Raw genomic sequence first — 20,920 nt, 5'->3', positions numbered from 1 at the left:
CAGGCGACTCAGGCGACTCAGGCGACTCAGGCGACTCAGGCGACGGCTGTGTCGCCGCAGAAGCGCGTGAGCACGGTGACCGCGCCGTCCCCGGTATTTGCCGCACGTCCAACGGCAACGTCCGGTGTTGCGCCGGTTGGCTCGGCGCTGGCGCCCTTGCGGGTCGATCCGGCGTTGATCGGCTTGAGCGAGTCTGTGCCGATGCCAGACGCCGAGTCGTTGGCGACGACGCGGCAGAAACCCGTGTCGTTGGCGATGAAGCCGCAGGCGCGTGATGAGCGTCCCTGGTATCAACGCTGGTGGGCGCCGGTAGCGAACGCCTATCAGCAGGGCAGTCTGGAACTCTATCTGCCGTTCGAAACCTATCATCTGCGCAGCGCCTATTCGCAGGAAAAAATTGCGACCTATCAGGAAAAACCCAAGGGCTTTGGCCTTGGCCGCAGTTTTTACAATGAAAAAGGCGATCTGGAAGGCGTTTATGCGATGGCCTTCCAGGACTCCCATTTCAAGCCGATGTACATGGCCGGATATGGCTGGCAGTCGATCTGGCGACCGGCCGATGATTGGCGCCTGGGCCTCGGCTATGTCGGCGGCCTGATGTCGCGGACCGATATCATCAATTACAAACCGTTCCCGCTGGTTGTGCCGGCGGGGTCGATTGCCTACAAGAATTTCAGCTTGAACGGAGCCTTTATCCCCGGCGGCGCCGGGTGGGGCAACGTCGCCTTTTTCTGGGCGAAATGGGAAATGGGTAAGGACGGCGAGCGGATCGGTACGCCGGCCCGGCCGGCCCCTATCGAGGAAACCGCGCTGGCGAAGGCACCGGTCGATGTCACGGCGCCGCGTCAGGCACGGCGTGTCCCCTACGGTCCTGCGCTCGATATTCCCGGTCTGACCTCGTCCTACGGTTCGCTCGCGGGGGCAGCGCCCGCGGCAGGCCGCCCGGCGGCGTCCTCGGCGGATGTCGCAAGCACGAGGGGCGGTGCCGCGGTTGGCGATGCAGGGTCTGCAGGTGTGGCCCAGCAGGCGGTTGCCGAGAGTGCGCCGGATGCGATGCCGGCGATGGCGCTGAAGTCGTCCCGCCAGATGGCGCCGCAGAAGCGCAAGAGTGACGAGCCTCGCCCCGTCTTCTTGAGCGCCCACCGGATGGGCGGCGATGTCGAGCGCGAGTTCAACGCCGAGGGGGCCGCGCAGTTGCGGAAGGTCGGCACGGTGCTGACCGGCGATCGCCTGACTTATTGGCCGGTCGAGGATGAGGTCGAGGCCGAGGGCAATGTCCGTCTCGAACAGGAGAATGATGTCGTCAGCGGCCCGAAGATGCGCTTGCGGCTTGAAGACCAGGTGGGCTTCTTCGAACAACCCAGCTTCCTGATCCGGCGCAAGCCGGCGACCGGTAGCAAGGCGGCCGAAGCCAATGCCGCGGTCGAAGCGTCGCTGGAACAGCAGAGCCGCGGCGATTACTGGAATTCCGGTTTCGATGTGCCGCGTGCTTTCGTGCAGAATTTCTACAACCAGCCGAATCGCGGGCGGGCGCAATCGGATGGGCGCGGCGAAGCCGATTGGATCGATTTCGAGAGCGAGAACCACTACCGCTTGGTCAACAGTTCCTTCACCACCTGCAAACCCGGCAATGACGATTGGTACGTCAAGACCAGCGAACTGAAGCTCGACTACGACCAGGAACGTGGCGACGGCAAGGATGCGACGGTGTATTTCAAGGATGTGCCGATCCTGCATTCGCCGTGGCTGCCGTTCTCGCTGAACCGCCAACGCAAGTCCGGACTGCTGGCGCCGACCTTCGGCACGACGACCAACAGCGGCATGTCGCTCAGCGTGCCGTATTACTGGGATATCGCGCCGAACATGGACGCGACGATCACGACGCGGGAAATGGCCAAGCGCGGCGTTCAGCTCAATACCGATTTCCGTTACCTGAATACCTCCTATGGCGGTATTTATTCGGGCGAAGCGCGTGTTGAAACCTTGCCCGGCGACAAAGCCAAGAGCGGCGATTCGCGTTACGGCATTTCGCTGCAACACCGGCAGAGCACGGGCAACGGCTTTACCGGGTTGGTCAACTACAACAAGGTTTCGGACGACACGTATTTCACCGACCTGTCGAGCAACATCACCGCGACCTCGCAAACCCAGTTGCTGCAACAGGGAATGGTCGGCTACAGCGGTGGCGGCTGGTGGAATGCCACGGCGAACTTCCAGACCTACCAGACGCTGCAGCCCGATGCCGCCAACCCGGTCGCCGAACAGTACCGCATGTTGCCGCAGATCACGGTCAATGCCCGCCGGCCGGATCTATGGAATGCTGACGGTATTTTCATGGGGCAATACACGGCCTTTACCAAGCCGGTGCAGATCATCAACGGTACCAAGATCTCGGACCCCGAAGGGCAGCGGCTCGTGCTCTATCCGCAACTCGCCATGCCTTATGTCACGCCCGGCTGGTACGTGACGCCGAAGATCGGCCTGAACATGCGGCAGTACGCCTTGACGCGGCAGGCGACCGGGGTGCCGGCGTCGGTCAGCACGAGCGTGCCGATCATGAGCTTCGATTCCGGCATGACCTTCGAGCGCTCGAGCCAGTGGTTCGGCCGTGACTATACGCAGACCCTGGAGCCGCGCCTCTATTACGTCAACATTCCGTACCGGAACCAGGACAACATCCCGGTTTTCGATGCGGCGCTGGCCGACTTCAACTTCGCCCAGATCTTCTCGGAGAATCAGTTCTCGGGTTGGGATCGCATCAACAACGCCAATCAGTTGACGGCGGCGGCGACGAGCCGCCTGCTTGACCCGAAGACTGGCGCCGAGATCGTCCGGGTGATGGTTGGCGAACGCTTCTATTTCTCGCGTAACCAGGTGGCGTTGAGTTCCAATACGCTTGCCAGCGCAAACGACCGTTCCTGGGATAAGTCCGACTTCCTGTCGGCCTTTAGCGGCCAGGTGCTGCCGAAGGTATATGCCGACCTTGGAATGCAGTACAACTTCGCCGACCAGCGCTTCAAGCGGCAGTCGCTCGGCATGCGTTACCTGCCGGAACCGGGCAAGGTACTGAATGCCGCCTATCGCTACAACGCCGATCAGAGTGCGCCGACCAACCAGGTCGACTTTTCCGGGCAGTGGCCGCTCGCCGGCCGGCTCTATGGCCTCGGGCGTTTCAATTATTCGTTCAAGGATACCGGAACCACCTTGTCGACGACGAGCCAGACCGGCCGCGTCGTGCAGGCCGTGGCGGGCGTCGAGTACAACGGCGGTTGCTGGGTGGTGCGCGGCGTCATCCAGCGGACGGCGCTGACCTCGTCGACGGCCTCGTCGGCTTTCTTTATCCAGCTCGAACTCAACGATTTCGCCAGTGTCGGCTTCAATCCGGTCGGTATCTTGCGGCGGAGTATCCAGGGCTACAGCCTGATCAACGAACCCAGTACCGGGTCCGATTACTTGCAATGAGGGTGAACGCATGAAGCGTCTATTTCCGTGGCTATGTCTGTGTTGTCTGCTGAGCGGAACGGCGTGGGCCCAGGGGGCGGGGCGCGGCGTGCAGGCCGCGGACAGGATCGTCGCCGTCGTCAATGATGAAGTGGTGACCTATGTCGAACTGAACGATCGCCTCGAACTGGCGCTCAGCCAACTGCGTCGGCAGGGAACGCGTTTGCCGCCGCGCGATGTGCTGGAACGACAGATGCTCGAGCGCCTGGTGACGGACAAGATCCAGTTGCAGCGGGCCAAGGAAATCGGCTTGCGCGTCGATGACGGACAGCTCGAGCAGACGCTGCAACGGATTGCCGCCGGTAACAAGATGTCGCTGGCGCAGTTCCGCGATGCCTTGCAGCAGGATGGCATCGCCTTCACGAAATTCCGTGAGGATATTCGCGCCGAGATGACGATTGCGCGACTGCGCGAACGTGAGGTCGACGCAAAAATCGTCGTTTCCGAAGGCGAAATCGACAATTATCTGAGCGGCGAATCGGCTGTCGGGTCGTCCGGCGAGGAATACGAGATCGCGCACATCCTGTTGCGGGCGCCGGAAGCGGCGAGTCCGGAACAAATCCAGCGCTTGCGCGCCAAAGCCGACCAGATCTACGACCGCCTGAAAAACGGCGAGGATTTCGCGGAAATGGCGGCTTCCTATTCGGATGCCCCCGACGGTTTGCAGGGCGGCAGTCTCGGCATGCGTCCGCTTGACCGCTTGCCGAGCGTGTTTTCCGATGTCGCGGAGAAACTCAAGGTCGGCGAGGTGGCGCCGCTGATTCGTAGTTCGAATGGCTTCCATATCGTCAAGCTTGTCGCCAAACGCGGTCTGTCGGCGATGGCGCCCGTGAAGCAGACGCGGGCGCGCCATATCCTCATCAAGGTCAATGAGCTGGTCTCGGATACCGAGGCGCGACACAAGATCGAGGACTTGCACGAGCGGCTCAAGAACGGCGCCAAGTTCGAGGAACTGGCACGGCTCTTCTCCCAGGACGCCTCAGCGTCCAAGGGCGGCGATCTCGGTTGGTTGTATCAGGGCGACACCGTGCCGGAATTCGAGCGCGCGATGGACGGCCTGAAACCCGGGGAACTCAGCAGCCCGGTCCGTTCGCCCTTCGGTTATCACCTGATTCGTGTCGAGGAACGGCGCGTTCAGGAAGCCTCCGGCGATCGCAAGCGCGCATCGGTGCGCCAGTTGCTCAAGGAGCGCCGGCAGGACGAGGCCTATCAGGACTGGTTGCGCCAGGAGCGCGATCGCGCCTATGTCGAGAGCCGGCTCGATGAGCCCTAGCAAGAGCGCGCTGCCGCGCATCGCGGTGACGTCAGGAGAGCCTGCCGGCATCGGTCCGGAGCTTTGCCTGCGTCTGGCCGGGGAGGGCGCCTGGCGGGGGCGTGCCCAGCCCGTCGTGCTCGGGGATATCGACCTGCTGGCGCAACGCGCGCACGAGACGAAGATCGCGTGCCAACTGCGTCCGTGGCAGCCCGATCGCGCGCCGGAGGATGGCGTACTCGACGTCCTCTCGCTGCCGCTCGCCCGGCCGTCGACGCCGGGTCGGCTCGATCCCGGCAATGCCGGCTATGTGCTGCAATTGCTCGATCGCGCCCTGGCCGGCTGCTGCGCCGGTGAATTCGCGGCGATGGTGACGGCGCCGGTGCACAAGGGTGTCATCAACGACGCCGGCATCGCTTTCACCGGGCATACCGAATACCTGGCCGAGAAGACGGGAACCGGCCGCGTCGTGATGATGCTGGCCGGCGGCGGTTTGCGCGTTGCCCTGGCGACGACGCATCTGGCGTTGCGCGACGTGCCGGCGGCGATCACCGCCGAATCGCTGGAAGAAACCCTGCGCATCCTGCAGGCCGACATGAAGCGGAAATTCGGCATTGCGGCACCACGCATTCTCGTCGCCGGACTGAATCCGCATGCCGGCGAAGGCGGCTATCTCGGACGCGAGGAGATCGAGGTTATCACGCCGGTCCTCGAACGGCTGCGTGGCGAAGGCATGATGCTGACCGGCCCGTTGCCGGCCGATACGATGTTCACCCCGCCGCTGCTGGCCAAGGGCGACTGCGTCCTGGCGATGTACCACGACCAGGGGCTGACGGCCCTGAAATACGCGAGTTTCGGACAGGGCATCAATGTCACGCTCGGCTTGCCGGTGATCCGCACCTCGGTCGATCACGGCACGGCGCTGGAACTCGCCGGCACAGGATCGGCCGACCCCGGCAGCCTGTTCGTCGCTGTCGAGCAGGCCATCGACATGGCGGAGCGGGCGCGATGAGTGCGCATATTGCCCGTAAGCGTTTCGGCCAGAATTTCCTGATCGACGATCAGGTCATCGCCGACATCATCAACGCCGTCGCGCCGCGCCGCGATGCGCGCGTCGTCGAGATCGGCCCCGGTCTTGGCGCGCTGACCGGGCCGCTGCTCAAGCGTCTCGACCACCTCGACGTCGTCGAGATCGACCGCGACATCGTCGCCCGGTTGAAGCAGCGCTTTCCGGCCGAAAAACTCAGTATTCACGAGGGCGATGCGCTCGCCTTCGATTTCGCCCGCCTGTGCGGCGAAGGGGCGCCGCCGCTGCATGTCGTCGGCAATCTGCCCTACAACATCTCGACACCGCTGCTCTTTCATCTCGCCGGCTTTGCCGATCATGTCGCCGACATGCACTTCATGCTGCAGAAGGAAGTTGTCGATCGCATGGCGGCGCTCCCCGGAACGGCCGATTACGGGCGTCTGTCGGTGATGCTGCAGTACCGGTTTTATATCGATCGGCTGTTCGACGTGCCCCCCGAGTGTTTCGATCCGGCACCGAAGGTCGATTCGGCGGTCGTTCGCCTGATTCCGCGTCCGGCTGCCGAGTTGACGGCGCGGGACCCGGCCCTGCTGACGACGCTGGTGGCTGCGGCTTTCTCGCAGCGGCGCAAGATGCTGCGCAACACGCTGCGCGATCTCGTTGCGCCCGAATTGTTCGAGCGCCTTGGCATCGCCCCGACGGCACGTGCCGAGGAACTGGCCGTCGAGGATTACGTCCGCATCGTCAACGCCCTGGCTTAAGAGCCTATTTCGGTAGAGCTCGCGGCCCACGATCCCTACCGAAATAGGCTCTAAGGTGATGCCCCACCCCGGCGCTGCCGGGGCGGGCGGGTACAGCGTCTCAGGACTTGCCGAAGACTTCGTTCAGCTGCTGCGTGACGCGGACGAAGGTCGTGCGCTTCGAGAGTTCCTTGAGCTTGGTCGCGCCGACGTAGGTACAGGCCGAACGGACGCCGCCGAGGATGTCCTGCAGCGTCGCCTCGATCGGGCCGCGTGCGTCGAGGAGGACTTCCTTGCCTTCGGAGGCGCGGTAACCGGCGACGCCGCCGGAGTACTTGTTCATCGCCTCGCGCGAACTCATGCCGTAGAAGCGCATCTTGCGCACGCCGTTGACCTCGACGAAGTCGGTGCCGCATTCGTCGTGTCCGGCCAGCATGCCGCCGAGCATGATGAAGTCGGCGCCGGCGCCAAAGGCCTTGGCCAGGTCGCCCGGCGAGGTGCAGCCGCCGTCGGCGCAGATGAGTCCGCCGAGGCCGTGCGCGGCGTCCGCGCATTCGATGATTGCCGACAACTGCGGATAGCCGACGCCGGCCATCTTGCGCGTCGTACACACCGAGCCGGGGCCGATGCCGACCTTGACGATGTCGACGCCGTCGAGGATCAGTTCTTCGGTCATTTCGCCGGTAACGACGTTGCCGGCCATCAGCGTGATTTCAGGATAGGCGGCACGCAGCTTGTGGATGAAGCTGATGAAGGCCTTGGTGTAGCCGTTGGCGACGTCGACGCAGACGTTGGTGATCGTGCCGTTGGCCTTGTCCATGATGCGCCTGAATTTTTCCAGGTCTGGAACGGTGATGCCCATCGAGTAGAAGTGGCTGGCGCCGGCGCCCGGTTCGGCGAAGAATGCGAGCAATTCCTCGTCGCTGTAATGCTTGTGCAGGGCCGCCGACAGCCGGTGCCGCGCCAATGCCCGCGCCATTTCAAGGGTGCCCGTGGCATCCATGTTGGCGGCGACGATAGGAATGCCGCTGTACTTTTTCTTGGAGTGCAGGAAAACGAACTCGCGAGAGATGTCGACTTCCGAGCGCGACGTCAGCGTCGAGCGCTTTGGCCGGATGAGGACGTCCTTGAAGTCGAGCTTGATGTCCTGTTCGATACGCATGGCTATGCTCCTGTGTTGCAGTGATGAGTGATAAAGGGGAGGGGCGGACTAATTCCGGTCCGCGTCGGAACGTGTGTCGGTGATCAGCGCTTGCAGCTGGGCGAGCAGATTGTCGCGCAGCTGGCGAAGTTCTTCAATGCCGGCGACGCGAATGTCGGCGGCGAGGGGCGGTTCGGCGCTGCACAGCCGGCTGGCGAGCTGGTGGATGTCGCGATGCAGTTCAATGACCGAGATGAAGGCGGGGCGGTCTTCGTGCATCGCCCGGCCTTCCTCGTCGAGCCAGGCGCTGAACCGGCACTGGTGGTGCGAGAGCGGCAGGCCGCTGCGGCGACCGTTGAGGAAGTCCTCGACGGCGGTGACCCAGGCCCGGTGTTCGACGCCGGCGAAGAGCAGCGGCAGGTCGTCGCGGCTGGCCGCTTGCATGCTGGTCCAGGCCTCGTTCGGTTGCCAGGAGGCGATCCAGCCGGGAATCGCCTCGGCCGGCATCGGCCGGGCGATGCCGTAGCCCTGCGCCAGTTCGCAGCCGAGTTGCAGCAGCATGGTGCCATGCGCCACGGTCTCGACGCCTTCGGCGATAACTTGCCGGCGGAAGGCGGTCGCCATGTTGAGTACCCCGCCGAGAATCGACAGGTCGTCGGGGTCGTCGAGCATGTCGCGGACGAAGCTCTGGTCGATCTTGAGCTGATTGACCGACAGCCGCTTGAGGTAGGTCAGCGACGAGTAGCCGGTGCCGAAGTCGTCGAGCGCGAAACTGACGCCGAGCGCCTGGCAGTCGTTGATGATCTGCGAGACGCGGACGAGATCCTCGAGCGCACTCGTTTCGAGCACCTCGATCTCGAGTTGCTGGGGCGCTACGGCGGGGTGCCGGCCGAGCGCGTCGCGCAGTCGTTGCGTGAAGTCGCCGTGCAGCAGTTGCCGCCCGCCGACGTTGACGCTGACCGGCAGGTTGATTCCCTGATGCTGCCAGTCTTCGGTCTGCTGCAAGGCATGCTCGATCACCCATTCGCCGATGTCGACCGCCAGCGGGTGTTCCTCGACGACCGGCAGGAAAATGCCGGGCGGGAGCAGTCCGCGCTCCGGGTGCGCCCAGCGGATCAGGGCCTCGGTGCCGATGATCGCGCCGGTGCGCATGTTGACCTTGGGCTGGTAGTGGAGCACGAGTTCGCGGGCTTCGAGCGCGCGCCGGATGTGCTCGAGGCTTTCGTGGTGGCCGCGCACGTTGCGGTCCTGCTCGGCGTCGAAGAGGTGGAATCGGTTCTTGCCGGCCAGTTTCGCCTGGTACATCGCCTGGTCGGCCTGGCGCAGCAACTGGTCGGCGTCGACGTCGTCGGCCTGCGGGAAGTAGGTGGCGCCGAGACTGGCCGAAACGCGCAATTCAAGGTCGCCGACGAGCACCGGCGTCGCCGCCGCTTCGAGCATGCGGCTCAGCAAGGGCAGGCTGGCGCTGGGCGAGCCGAGGTCGCCGAGCACGGCGATGAACTCGTCGCCGCCGAGGCGGGCCAGCGTGTCGCCCTCGCGCAGCGACTGTTTCATCCGTTCGGCCAGGGCGATCAGCAGGCGATCGCCGGTTTCGTGACCGTGCTGGTCGTTGACCGCCTTGAAACCGTCGAGGTCGAGATAGGCGACGCCAAGCAGCTGGCCGCGCCGCAAGGCGTGGGCCATCGCCTGCTTCATCCGGTCGGCGAGCAGGACGCGGTTGGGCAGCGTCGTCAGTACATCATAATGGGCGACATGCTCGAGTTTCTTCTCGTGTTCCTTGAACGCCGTGATGTCGGAGAAGAGCGCGACATAATGTTGGGGGACGCGACGGGCGTCGAAGACCGTGCTGATCGTCTGCAGGCTGGCGTAGAGGTCGCCGCTCTTGTGGCGGTTCCAGATCTCGCCGTACCAATGGCCTTTCTCGCGCAGCGCCTGCCAGAGTTCGGCGAAGAATTCGCGTCCCTGTCGTCCCGAATCGAGCATGCGCGGATTGCGGCCGATGACTTCGCCGCGGGCATAGCCGGTGATGCGGGTGAAGGCGTCATTGACGTCGATGATCGTGCCGTCGGCGCGGGTGATCATGATCGCTTCGCGCGCATGCGAGAAGACGCTGGCGGCGAGTTCGAGCTTTTCTTCGGCGCGTTTGCGCTCGGTGATGTCGTGGATGATCGAGAAGAGCAGCGGACGGTGGTGCTGATCGATCGGCGAGAGGTGGGTCTCGACGTCGCGCAACTCGCCCGAGGCGAGGCGGTGCACGAAGTAGAAGACGTTGCATTCGTTGTTCAGCGCCCGCAGGCGCTGCTCGGAAATCTGTGCCGGCGCCATGGTGTTGATGACGCTGATGTTCATGCCGATCATCTGCTCGCGCGTGTAGCCGTAGTAGCGGCAGGCCGATTCGTTGACGTTGACGATTTCGCCGGTGAAAGGCTCGGTCAGGAGCATGACCGATGAATTCTTGTGGAAGAAGTTGCCGAAGCTTTCCTCGCTTTGCCGCAGCGAGTCTTCAGCCTGTTTGCGCGCGCCGATGTCGCGGAGCTCGGTGACGCGGAGCGTCCGACCCTTGTAATGAATGTTTTTGCCGGCGGCGCTGATGTCATAGCGCGAACCATCCTTGCGCAGGCCGATTCCCTCGATCGCCTGTTCGTAGCCGCTCTGGGCATGTTGGCGGATGGCGTCGCGGCATTCGGGCGTGACGAGCAGGAATCCGTCGCTGCCGATGAGCTCGTCGCGGCTGTAGCCGGAGAGCTCGCAGAGCCCCTGGTTGCAGTCGATAATAATGCCGTTATCATGGATCATGATGCCGCCGAAGGAGGCGTCATAGAGGACCTTGAAGCGTTCCTCACTTTCGCGCAGGGCCGCTTCGCGTTGCCAGAGCGTCTGCAGCACGCGGTTGAAGCGCCGGATCAGTTGCCCGATTTCGTCGTTCTGCGCCACCGGCAGGGCTTGCCGCGGCAGGGAATCGTCCGGAAGCGCGGCGAGCAGGCGGGTGGCGTGGTCGAGCGGCGACAATTGCCGCCGCAGGATCCAGCCGATCAGGCTGACGGTCACCAGGCTGAGCAGGAGGGAGACGATCCAGACGCGCCACTGCATGTCGCGGATCGGCTCGAACGCCTCGTCGGTCGGCAGGTCGGCGACCACCAGCCAGCCGGCCGATGCGATACGCTTGACCGAACTCAGCACTTCGACGCCTTGCACATTGCGATGGATCTGTGAGCCTTCCCGTCCGGCTACAAACGCATCGATCATCGGTCGGGTACCCAATGGGGGCAGGCGTTCAAGGACGCGTCGCTGGCCGGTGCTGGTGATGATGAGGCGATGACGGCCGTCGACGAGCAGGTAGTGGCCGGTCCGCCCATAGCGGTTGTGGGAGATCGAGTCGAGAAAGTTCTGGCCGTCGATGTCGGTGATCCCGATCAGCGCCCCGATGACTTTGTTGTCGCGACCGAAGACCGGCGTGGCGATCGCGAACCGTGCGCTTTGAGCGTTCCGGCCCTGCGTCGGTCGGCTGACCGTCGCCTGGCCGTTGCGCAAGAGGTTGCCCAGCGTCTCGGCATCGATACCGAGGGCATCGGCGCGGCGGCGCGGCGGTGCGCTGTCGGCAATGACCTCGCCTTTGGCGTCGGTGACGACGATGCCGCCGTTGAACATCGCCATCAGATTGACTCGGCTGTCCACAAAGGTCTGCAGGGCGGCATTGCCGTGCCCCATCGCTTCGGCGACCAGGCTGTTGGTCCGGTTCAGGGCGAGGATGCGTCCCGCCATTTCCTGCTCGATCTGCGTTGCGATCAGTGTGACGATGGAATATTGCTGGTCGCCGAGCATGCGCTCGATGTCACGCCGCAGCATCTGGTTGGCGAAGAAGGAGAGCGACCAGATGCCGGCCAGCAGAATGACGAGTGCGGTGACCGTGATGCGCGCCTTGAGCGAACCCAGCCGCGGCATCGGCGGCGGACTCCAGGGCGTTTTGCTCGGCGTGGCACTCATCGGGAAGGGTCGGGGGACGGCAGTGGGCGGAATTTACGATATTGGAATTGTCACCGACATTCCCGGATTTGTCGACAAACGAAGGGAGCGGCATCGAGGCTGCGCCGGGGCAGCGCATCCCAGCAGCTACAAACGAAACGGGCGCTTGGTGTAGGATTCGCTTCCCATGCGTATTGAATTCCTCCGAGAGCGGCTCGAGTCGCTCGGCGCCAAACCCGGCCATGTCCGTCGCATTCTTGCGGCCTGGCTGGCGGCGCGTCCGCTCGACGCTGGCGCGCGCCGCCAGCCCGCTGAACATTGCCTGCCGCGCGCTTTGCGCGAGGCGCTGCCGGCGCTCGCCCATGAATGGGCAAATCTGGCGTGCTTGCGCTCACGGCACCCGGGCGGCGACGGTTCGGCCCGCCTGCTGGTCGGACTGGCCGACGGGCAGACGGTCGAGAGCGTGCTCCTGCCGCGTGATGGCGTTTGCATCTCGACGCAGGTGGGCTGCGCCGTCGGCTGTGCTTTTTGCATGACCGGAAAGAGCGGCCTTCTGCGTCAACTCGGCAGCGCCGAGATCGTCGCCCAACTGGTGCTGGCGCGGTCGCTGCGACCAGTCAAGAAGGTCGTATTCATGGGCATGGGCGAGCCGGCGCACAATCTCGACGCCGTGCTCGAAGCGATCGCGCTGATGGGCAGCGAGGGCGGTATCGCCCACAAGAACCTGGTGTTGTCGACGGTCGGCGATCGCAGGGTTTTCGATCGCCTGCCGCATGCTCCCGTCAAGCCGGCGTTGGCACTCTCCTTGCATACGACCGATCCGGCACTGCGGCGGCAGTTGCTGCCGAAGGCGCCGGCGATCGAACCGGCCGAACTCGTCGCGCTTGGCGAAGACTATGCACGTGCCTGCGGCTATCCGATCCAGTACCAGTGGACGCTGCTGGCGGGCGTCAACGACGGCGATGCCGATATCGATCGGATCGCCGACTGGCTGGAAGGCAAGTACGCGATGATGAACTTCATCCCCTTCAATCCGGTCGACGGGTCACCCTTCCGCCGTCCGTCGCCGGAACGCCTGGTCGAGGTCGTCGCGCGCCTGCGCCGTCGCCGCATCGTCGCCTGCCTGCGCGATTCGGCCGGCCAGGACGTCGATGGCGGCTGCGGCCAGTTGCGCGCCCGCAGCCTCGCCGACGGCGCTGCCTAGCCAATTCGAGCGTCATCACCGGCGGCGGGCTATACTCCGCCCATTCGAACAAGGAGAATCCAATGGCCGCATCCCCCGAAACCGTCAGCATGGCGATGTTCTGCGATTTCGAGAACGTCGCGCTCGGTGTGCGCGATGCCAAGCTCGAGAAATTCGACATCAAGCCGGTGCTCGAACGCTTGCTGCTCAAGGGCAGCATCGTCGTCAAGAAGGCCTATTGCGACTGGGATCGCTACAAACCGTTCAAGGCCGGCATGCACGAGGCCAATTTCGAGCTGATCGAAATTCCGCATGTGCGCCAGTCCGGCAAGAATTCCGCCGACATCCGCATGGTCGTCGATGCGCTCGACCTCTGCTACACCAAATCGCACGTCAATACTTTTGTCATTGTCAGCGGCGACTCGGATTTTTCGCCGCTGGTTTCGAAGCTTCGCGAAAATGCCAAGTACGTGATCGGCGTCGGCGTCCGCCACTCGACCTCGGATTTGCTGATCGCCAACTGCGACGAATTCATCTTTTATGACGATCTCGTGCGCGAGAACCAGCGCAAGGCGGCGCGGCGCGATCCCAAGGCGGCGCAGTCGGCACCGCGGCGCTTGCCCGGGGAACTCGAAGCGCGGCGCAGCGAGGCGGTCGAACTGGCGGTCGAGACGCTCGATGCACTCGTCGCCGAGCGTGGCGACAGCGGCAAGATCTGGGCGTCGATGCTGAAAGAGGCGCTCAAGCGGCGCAAGCCCGATTTTGCCGAGAGTGCCTACGGTTTCCGCAGTTTCGGCAATCTGCTCGAGGATGCGCAGTCGCGCGGCCTGATCGAACTCGGACGCGACGAGAAATCGGGCGCCTTTGTCTCGCGCAGCGCCCTGCCGGTCGGTCGGGCCGACGTCCTGTCTCTCGCGCCGGAAGCGGCGGTGAGCGTTGTCGTGCCGGAGGCGGCAGTGGTCGAGGCTGTTGCCGAGACACCGGCGCCGGAGGGCGAGGTCAAATCACGCAGCCCGGTCAAGCGGCGCGGACGCGGCAAGCGGGTGGCGGCCGAGGAAGCGCCGGTTGCCGCCGCTCCCGAGCCTGCGCCGGTCGTGGCGAGCGTTCCCGAGTTGCCGGTCGAGGTGCCGGCGCTTGTCGCCGAGGCGGCGCCGGTTGCGGCCGCATCCGAGGCCAAGGCCAAAGCGGCGTCGCGCAGTCGGCGGCCGCGTAAACCCAAGGCGGCTGCCGCCAAGAGCGACGGTGGCGCGACCTCCTGAGGAGACCCTCATGATCGAACTCTTTACGGCGGCGACGCCGAACGGACACAAGGTCTCGATCGCGCTCGAGGAACTCGGGCTGCCCTATGAACTGCGCGTGCTCGATCTCGGCAAGCTCGAACAAAAGGAACCGTGGTTCCTGGCGATCAACCCGAACGGCCGCATTCCGGCGATCATCGATCATGACGCCGACGATTTCGCCGTCTTCGAGTCGGGCGCGATCCTGATCTACCTGGCCGAAAAAACCGGACGGCTGTTGCCGGCGGACGCCAAGGGGCGCTCACGCGTGCTGCAGTGGCTGATGTTCCAGATGGGCGGCATCGGCCCGATGATGGGGCAGGCCAATGTCTTTTTCCGCTATCTGCCGGAAAAGATTCCGGTGGCGATCGACCGCTATCAGGGCGAGACGCGCCGGCTGTTCGGCGTGCTCGACGGCCAGCTCAAGGATCACGAATATCTCGCCGGCGATTTTTCGATCGCCGACATCGCCAACTGGGCCTGGGTGCGCACGCACCGCTGGTCCGGCGTCGAGGTGGACGATTTTCCGCATCTGCAGCGCTGGATCGCGGCGATCCGCGCCCGGCCGGCGGTGCAACGCGGCATCCTGAGGCCGCCGTCGAACGTCGACGCCCGCAACGATCCCGACACGGCGCGCAAGTTTTCCGAGGAAGCGCTGAAAATGGTCGAGACCGGCAAACGCTGAAAAGGAGAACGGGATGAAACTCTACACCGCCCCCCGGGCGCCGAATCCGCGGCGCGTCGAGATCTTCATCGCCGAAAAGGGCATTGCCGGCATCGAACGCGTCGCGGTCGACCTCAACGCCGGCGAGCATCGGACCGAGGCCTTCCTGCGCCGCAATCCGCTCGGTCGCGTGCCGGTCCTCGAACTTGACGACGGCCGCTGCCTGTCCGAGTCGCGGGCGATCTGCGCCTACCTCGAAGGACTTTGCCCGGAACCGAACCTGATGGGCCGCGACAGCGACGAGCGCGCTTTCATCGAGATGGCCGATCGCCAGATCGAATTCGGCTTCTTCGTGCCGCTGATGCAGCACATCCGTCATACGCATCCCGGCTTCGCCCCGCTCGAACAGCCGCAGTTCGCCGACTATGGTGCGGTGCAGGGCGTACGCATGCGCGAGGCAGCGGCGACGCTCGACGCGACGCTGGCCGGGCAGGCCTTTGTCGCCGGCGAACGCTTCACGATCGCCGACATCACCGCCTTCTGCGCTCTCGAATTCGCCCGGCTGATTCGCTTCCGCGCCGGCGACGCCGGGCTCGCGCACCTGCAGGCCTGGCGCGACCGCATCGCGGGGCGGCCAAGCGTCGGCTGATCCCGTTCGGCCGGACTGGACCCTCTACGCAACACCCGGACGCCGGCAACGCGCGTTTTTGATGCCGATCAAAAAAATACGGCGGCGCCCGTGCTAAGTTCGCGGGCGAGGAACGTCGTCGACGGCGTTCCGGAAAAATGACATTGCGCTTCCCGGCCGGTTACCTATACTGCCGGAAGTGCCAAAGTCATTCCATCTCACGGGAGGCCCCATGCGAACGAAAAAAATCAAGGCGGGTTTGGTCGGTGTGTTGGCGATTTGCGCGACGGTGCTCGGCATCGGCGTTGCCGAGGCACGACAGCCCGATCCGGCGGTCGTCAAACAGCAGGATCAGGTGACGCAGAAGACGCTCGAGCAGGTCCGCGGCGCACTGCCGAAGACGGCGATGGCCAAGGACAAGCAGGCCGATGTCGCGGCGTGCTATTCCTGCCACAAGGACATCAAGGAATTCCACGTCTCGAGCAAGCATGCCAGCGTCAATTGCGCGACCTGTCACACCAATTTCGACGAGCATGTGGCCAAGGACGGCAAGGCGCCGATCGCCACGCGTACCGACCACGCGGTCTGCGGCACCTGCCACCAGCCGCAGTACGAATCCTTCCTCTCGGTCAATTACGAATCGAAGGCGCGCATCGAAAAGGCGACCTACAAGGGCCGCTCGCCGCTCTTCGACAAGCTGATGGCACCGCATGGCTTCACCAAGGAGCATACCGAGCCGCGCAGCCACATCTTCATGCTGCTCGACCAGTTGCTGATCGACCGTAGCTATGGCGGCCGTTTCCAGCTCAATGACTGGAGCATGCTGGCCGACGGCAAGGGCGCCGAGACGCAGCTCTGGAGCGCGCTGCTCAAGGATGCCGATCCGTCGTCGAGCGATCAGAAAGTGTTCATGCCGCAGACGGCAACGGCATCGAATCCGGTCTGCCTCAACTGCAAGACGCAGGATCACATCCTCAAGTGGAAGTACATGGGCGATCCCGATCCGAAGGCGAAGTGGTCGCGCACCTCGAAGGTCGTCGATTTCGTCCGCGATCTCAAGCACCCGATGAACTGCTACACCTGTCACGATCCGCACTCGACGGCGCCGCGCGTCGTTCGCGATGCGCTGATCGAGGCGGTCGTCGATCGCGGCATGGGCACCTATCCGCAGGACAAGGCCAAGAGCGGCAAGGTGACGATGACCAAGGTGACCTTCCGCGACGGCTTCCGGGCGATCGGCGTGCTCAACAAGCCCGATTCGAACCTGATGTGCGCGCAGTGCCACGTCGAATACAACTGCAACCCGGGCTTCGACACCAAGACCGGCGAGCTCAGCGTGACGATGGCCGACCGTCGTGCCAACCACTACTTCTGGTCGAACGTCTTCGACTACAAGGCAGCGGCCGAGAAGATCTCGTTCAAGGACTTCAAGCACGCGACGACCGGCGCCCTGCTCTCCAAGATCCAGCATCCGGAGGCCGAGACCTTCTGGGGTAGCGCGCACGAACGCAACAACGTCGAGTGCAAGAGCTGCCACATGCCGAAGATCAAGCAGGACGGCAAGACCTACACCTCGCACTTCCAGCGTTCGCCGCGCTACAACGTCAAGGACACCTGTCTCAAGTGTCATAACGACATGAACGAGCAGCAGGCCGTGTATACGATCGATTCGATCCAGAACTACACGCGCGGCAAGCTGGCCAAGGCGGAGTACTGGCTGGCGCAGTTGATCGACACCTTCCCGAAGGCGCGTGCCGCTGGCGTGCCGGATGAGGCGATCAAGAAGGCGCAGGCGCACCACGACCAGGCGCACATCTACTGGGAATGGTGGACGGCCGAGAATTCGGACGGCTTCCATAACCCGGGTGCCGCGCGCGAGTCGCTGACGCGTTCGATGGACGCGTCGCAGGCCGGCATCAAGGTACTCAACGACGCCATTGCGGCGCTCGCCAAGAAGTAGGCACCCGTAGCAAGCATCGGGGGCGCGGAGGCGTTTTTCTCCGCGCCCTTTTTATGTGTGGAGCAACATGATTCCAGAACTTGGTCATATCGGCCTGATCGTGGCGCTGCAACTGGCGCTCGTGCAGGCGGCGCTCGGTTTTTCCGGGGCACGCGGGCGAATGGCCCACGCCGCGGCGGCGCGCGGCGCGGCGATCGGCCAGAGCCTGCTCGTCGTCTTCGGCTTTGCGACGCTTGTCTGGGCGTTCGCCGTCAATGATTTCTCGGTGCTCAACGTCGCCGAGCACTCGTCGCGCCATCTGCCGCTCGGCTATCGCATCACCGCCGCCTGGGGCTCGCATGAAGGCTCGATCCTGCTCTGGGCGGTGCTGCTTGGCTTGTGGACGGTGACCGTCGCCGTCTCGCGTGGTGCCGCCGACGATCTTGGCAGCGGTGCGCTGGCCGTGCTCGGCGCCATCAATGCCGGCATGCTGGCCTTCATCCTGTTCACCTCGAATCCCTTCCAGCGGCTCGATCCGCCGCCGCCCGACGGGCTCGACCTCAATCCCCTGTTGCAGGACCCCGGCATGGTCGCGCATCCGCCGCTCCTGTATCTCGGCTACGTCGGTTTCGCCGTCGCTTTCGCCTTTGCCGTCGCCGCCTTGCTCTGCGGCCGGCTCGACGCCGATTGGGCGAAGCGCGCGCAGCCATGGACGCGGCTGGCCTGGGCTTTTCTCACCCTCGGCATTGCCGTCGGGTCGGGCTGGGCCTATTACGAACTCGGCTGGGGCGGCTGGTGGTTCTGGGACCCGACCGAGAACGCCTCGCTGATGCCCTGGCTGGTCGGCACCGCCCTGCTTCATTCGCTCGGCATGACCGGCCGGCGCGGCGGCTTTCAGGTGTGGACGATGAGCCTGGCGATCGGGACCTTCGGCCTGTCGCTGATCGGCACCTTCCTCGTCCGGTCGGGCGTGCTCTCGTCGGTGCACGCCTTCGCCCAGGACCCGGCGCGTGGCTTCTTCCTCTTGTTGCTGCTCGCGCTACTCGTCGGCGCCGCGCTGACGATCCTCGCCCGGCGGGCATCGGCGGCGGCGCCGACTGCGCCCTTCGCCTGGCTGTCGCGCGAGACGCTGGTGCTGGGCGGCAACATGCTGCTGCTCGTAGCCACCGGGTCGGTGCTGCTCGGCACGCTCTATCCGCTCGTGCTCGACGCGCTTGGGCAGGGCAAGGTCTCGGTCGGGCCGCCGTATTTCAACGCCGTCTTCGTGCCGTTGATGGCGCCGGTGCTCCTGCTTGCCGGCGCGGCGCCGTTTGCCGGATGGCAGCAGGCCGACCGGGTGGTTTTCTGGCGCGGGCTGCGCTTGCCGGCACTCTCGGCGCTGGTAGCCGCGCCGCTGCTCTCGCTGGCGCTTGGCGGCGAGGTGCAGGGATGGGCCGTGCTGGCGCTCGCGCTGTCGGTCTGGATCGTTGTCGCCACGGCGATGGGCGTGATCCGCGCCGGCCTGTCGTGGCGGCGCCTCGGCATGGCGCTGGCGCATGGCGGGCTGGCCGTCGTCGTCGTCGGCATCGGCCTCGTCAGCAGTTTCGAAAGCGAACACAGCCTGACCGTAACGCGCGGCGAGCGTTTTTCATTTGCCGGGTATGCGCTGCGTTTCGACGGTGTCGTCGAAGTGCCGGGGCCGAATTATTCGGCCGTGCGTGCCACGGTTGCCGTGCTTGGCAGCGGCGATACGCCGCTGGCGACGCTGTCGCCCGAGAAACGCATCTATCACGCCTCGAAGCTGCCGATGACCGAGTCGGCCATCTTGTCGCGGCCGGGCGGCGATCTGTATGTTGTGCTCGGCGATCCGCTCAGCCTCGATGCCTGGACGTTGCGCGTACTCGCCAAGCCCTTCATCGCCTGGATCTGGGCCGGCGCCGTGCTGATGGCGCTCGGCGCCGTGCTGGCAGCGATGGCCGGCCGCAAGTCCCTTGCCGGAGAATGCGCATGATGACCTTCGGTTTAGCCGCTGCCGGCCTGGTTCTGGTCGCGCTGGCCAGCGCGCTCGTGCCGCTCTGGCGGCGTCGCACGATCGGGGAACAGCCGCGCTGGCTCTGGCTGCTCGCCCTTGTCGTACCGCTGGCGACCTTCGGGCTGTATCGCCAACTCGGTGCGCCGGCGATTCTCGATGTCGAGCCAGCCTTGCAGGGACGCAGCCACGACGCCGAGGCGATGCTGGCAGCGCTCGAAGCGCGGCTCAAGAAACAACCCGACGATGCCGAGGGCTGGTATGTGCTCGGACGCGCCTATCAGGCGCAGCAGCGCATCGCCGAGGCCGAGACGGCGCTGGCGAAGGCGGTGAAGCTGGCGCCGACGACGGCGCGCTATCTCTCGCATCATGCCGAAGCGATGGCGCTGGCCGATCAGGGCGATCTGCAGAAGCGTGCGCGGGCGAAGGTCGAGGCCGCGCTCGAACTCGATCCGCAGGAAGAAAAGGCGCTCGAACTCGCCGGGCTGGCCGCGTACCAGCGTCAGGAATGGGCGCAGGCGGCGTTCTACTGGCGGCACCTGCTCAAGCGCCTGCCGCCCGGCAGCGAGTTCTATCAGGATATCGAGACGGCGCTCAAGCAGGCGCGCGGTAAGGCCGAGCACGCCGCCGGTCTTGGCGAGGCGGCGGCGCCGGCGTCATCGCCGAAATAGGGGGCTAGTCGCGGCCGAGGGCGTCGGCGAGCGCGCGGATGTCACCGGCGCTGAGGCTGCGTGCCGTTTCCGTCATCGCCGGATCGGTCCCCCGCCGGCCGCTCCTGAACGCTTCGAGCTGCGCGACGAGATAGGCCTTCTTCTGGCCGGCGAGGCGCGGAAAGCGCGCGTTGCCGACGCCGTCGGGCTGGTGGCAGGTGACGCAGGCCGGTGTGCCGATCTGCGTCCGGCCTTCGTCATAGAGTGTCTGCGCGGCGCCGGGACGCGCTGCGTCGCCGGCCGGGAAAGGCGGTCGGCTGGCGTACCAGCGCAGGAGGGGCGCCAGGCGTTCGGCATCGATGTCGCCGGCCAGCGTGCTCATGTCGTCCTGGCGCCGCCGGCCGTCGGCGAAAGCGGCGACCTGGCGGCTCAGGTAGCCGGCGTCGAGACCGGCCAGATGCGGCGTCGCCGGGTCGGTGGCGATGCCGTCGACACCGTGGCAGCGCGCGCAGGCCTCAAGCCCGGCCGGCGCGGCGAAGGCGAGGGTACTGAGGAAAGCGGCTGCCAGGGCGGCGAGTGTCTGGCGCATCGGATGGCTAGAGCGGCAGGCCGCCGGGATAACGCTGGCCGAGATAGGCCAGGATGTCGCCCGGCACATCGATGAAGCGCTTGCCCTGGGCTTCCTTGATGGCGATGCCGGGCAGCGTCGGTGACGACGCGGCGAGGACGAGCACCGGTGCGCCCTGGTTCGCCTCGCCGAGCAGCGCGACGATTTCGGGGCGCGGCCGCGGTGGCGCGACGCGACGCACGTCGATCGCGTTGGCGACGGCCGGATAGAAACTCAGATAGCCGGCCACCAGCGCGCAGTCGGGACAGTAGCGGAACTTGCCTTCGCTCTGGATATGGTCCGGGGCCAGCAGGAACAGGATGTCACGGCTCATCAGGGT

The 20,920-nt window shown here is 65.1% G+C and carries 15 protein-coding genes; 11 read left to right on the top strand and 4 right to left on the bottom strand.

Features of this window, described 5'->3' with window-relative positions; translation table 11 throughout:
• From pagP to rsmA, 4 genes are all read left to right on the top strand, one after another.
• Nucleotides 1-3,462: lipid IV(A) palmitoyltransferase PagP (gene pagP / locus BLR25_RS19175; RefSeq protein WP_218122822.1), on the top strand; the 3,462-nt coding region annotated here is incomplete at its 5' end.
• A 10-nt stretch (nt 3,463-3,472) separates the two neighbouring features.
• Nucleotides 3,473-4,774 (top strand): peptidylprolyl isomerase, encoded by a 1,302-nt coding sequence (locus tag BLR25_RS19170; protein ID WP_091940128.1) that lies wholly within the window; start codon nt 3,473-3,475, stop codon nt 4,772-4,774.
• On the top strand, nt 4,764-5,765 hold the full coding sequence (pdxA, locus tag BLR25_RS19165) for a 4-hydroxythreonine-4-phosphate dehydrogenase PdxA (RefSeq protein ID WP_091940126.1): 1,002 nt from the start codon (nt 4,764-4,766) through the stop codon (nt 5,763-5,765). The genes BLR25_RS19170 and pdxA overlap by 11 nt, the downstream gene beginning before the upstream one ends.
• On the top strand, nt 5,762-6,541 hold the full coding sequence (gene rsmA / locus BLR25_RS19160; RefSeq protein ID WP_091940124.1) for a 16S rRNA (adenine(1518)-N(6)/adenine(1519)-N(6))-dimethyltransferase RsmA: 780 nt from the start codon (nt 5,762-5,764) through the stop codon (nt 6,539-6,541). Before pdxA ends, rsmA begins: the two co-directional genes overlap by 4 nt.
• A 100-nt stretch (nt 6,542-6,641) precedes the next feature.
• On the opposite strand, the gene BLR25_RS19155 is transcribed toward rsmA, so the two are convergent.
• Together BLR25_RS19155 and BLR25_RS19150 are read right to left on the bottom strand one after the other, a co-directional pair.
• On the bottom strand, nt 6,642-7,682 hold the full coding sequence (locus BLR25_RS19155; protein WP_091940122.1) for a GMP reductase: 1,041 nt from the start codon (nt 7,680-7,682) through the stop codon (nt 6,642-6,644).
• Nucleotides 7,683-7,730: 48 nt separating this feature from the next.
• Nucleotides 7,731-11,645 carry an EAL domain-containing protein gene (locus BLR25_RS19150; protein ID WP_091940120.1) on the bottom strand — a complete coding sequence of 1,305 codons (3,915 nt, stop codon included), beginning with the start codon at nt 11,643-11,645 and terminating at the stop codon, nt 7,731-7,733.
• Between the two features lie 166 nt (nt 11,646-11,811).
• Here BLR25_RS19150 and BLR25_RS19145 point away from each other — a divergent pair, with 166 nt between their 5' ends.
• The 7 genes from BLR25_RS19145 to BLR25_RS19115 all read left to right on the top strand — a co-directional run bounded on the left by BLR25_RS19145 (nt 11,812) and on the right by BLR25_RS19115 (nt 19,994).
• The gene (locus BLR25_RS19145) at nt 11,812-12,828 is read left to right on the top strand and encodes an RNA methyltransferase (RefSeq protein WP_091940118.1); all 1,017 of its coding nucleotides are present in this window, start codon (nt 11,812-11,814) and stop codon (nt 12,826-12,828) included.
• 62 nt (nt 12,829-12,890) lie between these two features.
• Nucleotides 12,891-14,066 (top strand): NYN domain-containing protein, encoded by a 1,176-nt coding sequence (locus tag BLR25_RS19140; protein WP_091940116.1) that lies wholly within the window; start codon nt 12,891-12,893, stop codon nt 14,064-14,066.
• A 10-nt stretch (nt 14,067-14,076) separates the two neighbouring features.
• On the top strand, nt 14,077-14,769 hold the full coding sequence (locus tag BLR25_RS19135) for a glutathione S-transferase family protein (protein ID WP_091940114.1): 693 nt from the start codon (nt 14,077-14,079) through the stop codon (nt 14,767-14,769).
• A gap of 13 nt (nt 14,770-14,782) precedes the next feature.
• The gene (locus BLR25_RS19130; protein WP_091940112.1) at nt 14,783-15,397 is read left to right on the top strand and encodes a glutathione S-transferase family protein; all 615 of its coding nucleotides are present in this window, start codon (nt 14,783-14,785) and stop codon (nt 15,395-15,397) included.
• A 211-nt stretch (nt 15,398-15,608) separates the two neighbouring features.
• Entirely contained in the window at nt 15,609-17,336 is a 1,728-nt protein-coding gene (locus tag BLR25_RS19125) for an ammonia-forming cytochrome c nitrite reductase subunit c552 (protein WP_218122821.1), read from the top strand.
• A 67-nt stretch (nt 17,337-17,403) separates the two neighbouring features.
• The gene (locus BLR25_RS19120; protein WP_091940110.1) at nt 17,404-19,305 is read left to right on the top strand and encodes a heme lyase CcmF/NrfE family subunit; all 1,902 of its coding nucleotides are present in this window, start codon (nt 17,404-17,406) and stop codon (nt 19,303-19,305) included.
• Nucleotides 19,302-19,994, top strand: coding sequence for a tetratricopeptide repeat protein (locus BLR25_RS19115; RefSeq protein WP_176785989.1), 693 nt, complete (start codon nt 19,302-19,304; stop codon nt 19,992-19,994). The genes BLR25_RS19120 and BLR25_RS19115 overlap by 4 nt, the downstream gene beginning before the upstream one ends.
• Nucleotides 19,995-19,998: 4 nt before the next feature.
• Here the strand turns inward: BLR25_RS19115 and BLR25_RS19110 are convergent, their stop codons facing one another.
• Together BLR25_RS19110 and BLR25_RS19105 are read right to left on the bottom strand one after the other, a co-directional pair.
• On the bottom strand, nt 19,999-20,562 hold the full coding sequence (locus BLR25_RS19110; protein ID WP_091940106.1) for a c-type cytochrome: 564 nt from the start codon (nt 20,560-20,562) through the stop codon (nt 19,999-20,001).
• Nucleotides 20,563-20,569: 7 nt separating this feature from the next.
• On the bottom strand, nt 20,570-20,914 hold the full coding sequence (locus tag BLR25_RS19105; protein WP_091940104.1) for a DUF3088 family protein: 345 nt from the start codon (nt 20,912-20,914) through the stop codon (nt 20,570-20,572).
• Between the last annotated feature and the right edge of the window lie 6 nt (nt 20,915-20,920).

It is taken from the genome of Propionivibrio dicarboxylicus (genome assembly GCF_900099695.1).
Classification (GTDB): Bacteria; Pseudomonadota; Gammaproteobacteria; order Burkholderiales; family Rhodocyclaceae; genus Propionivibrio; species Propionivibrio dicarboxylicus.
Note: the sequence above shows the minus strand (reverse complement) of the source record. Positions and strands in the feature narration are given on the sequence as shown.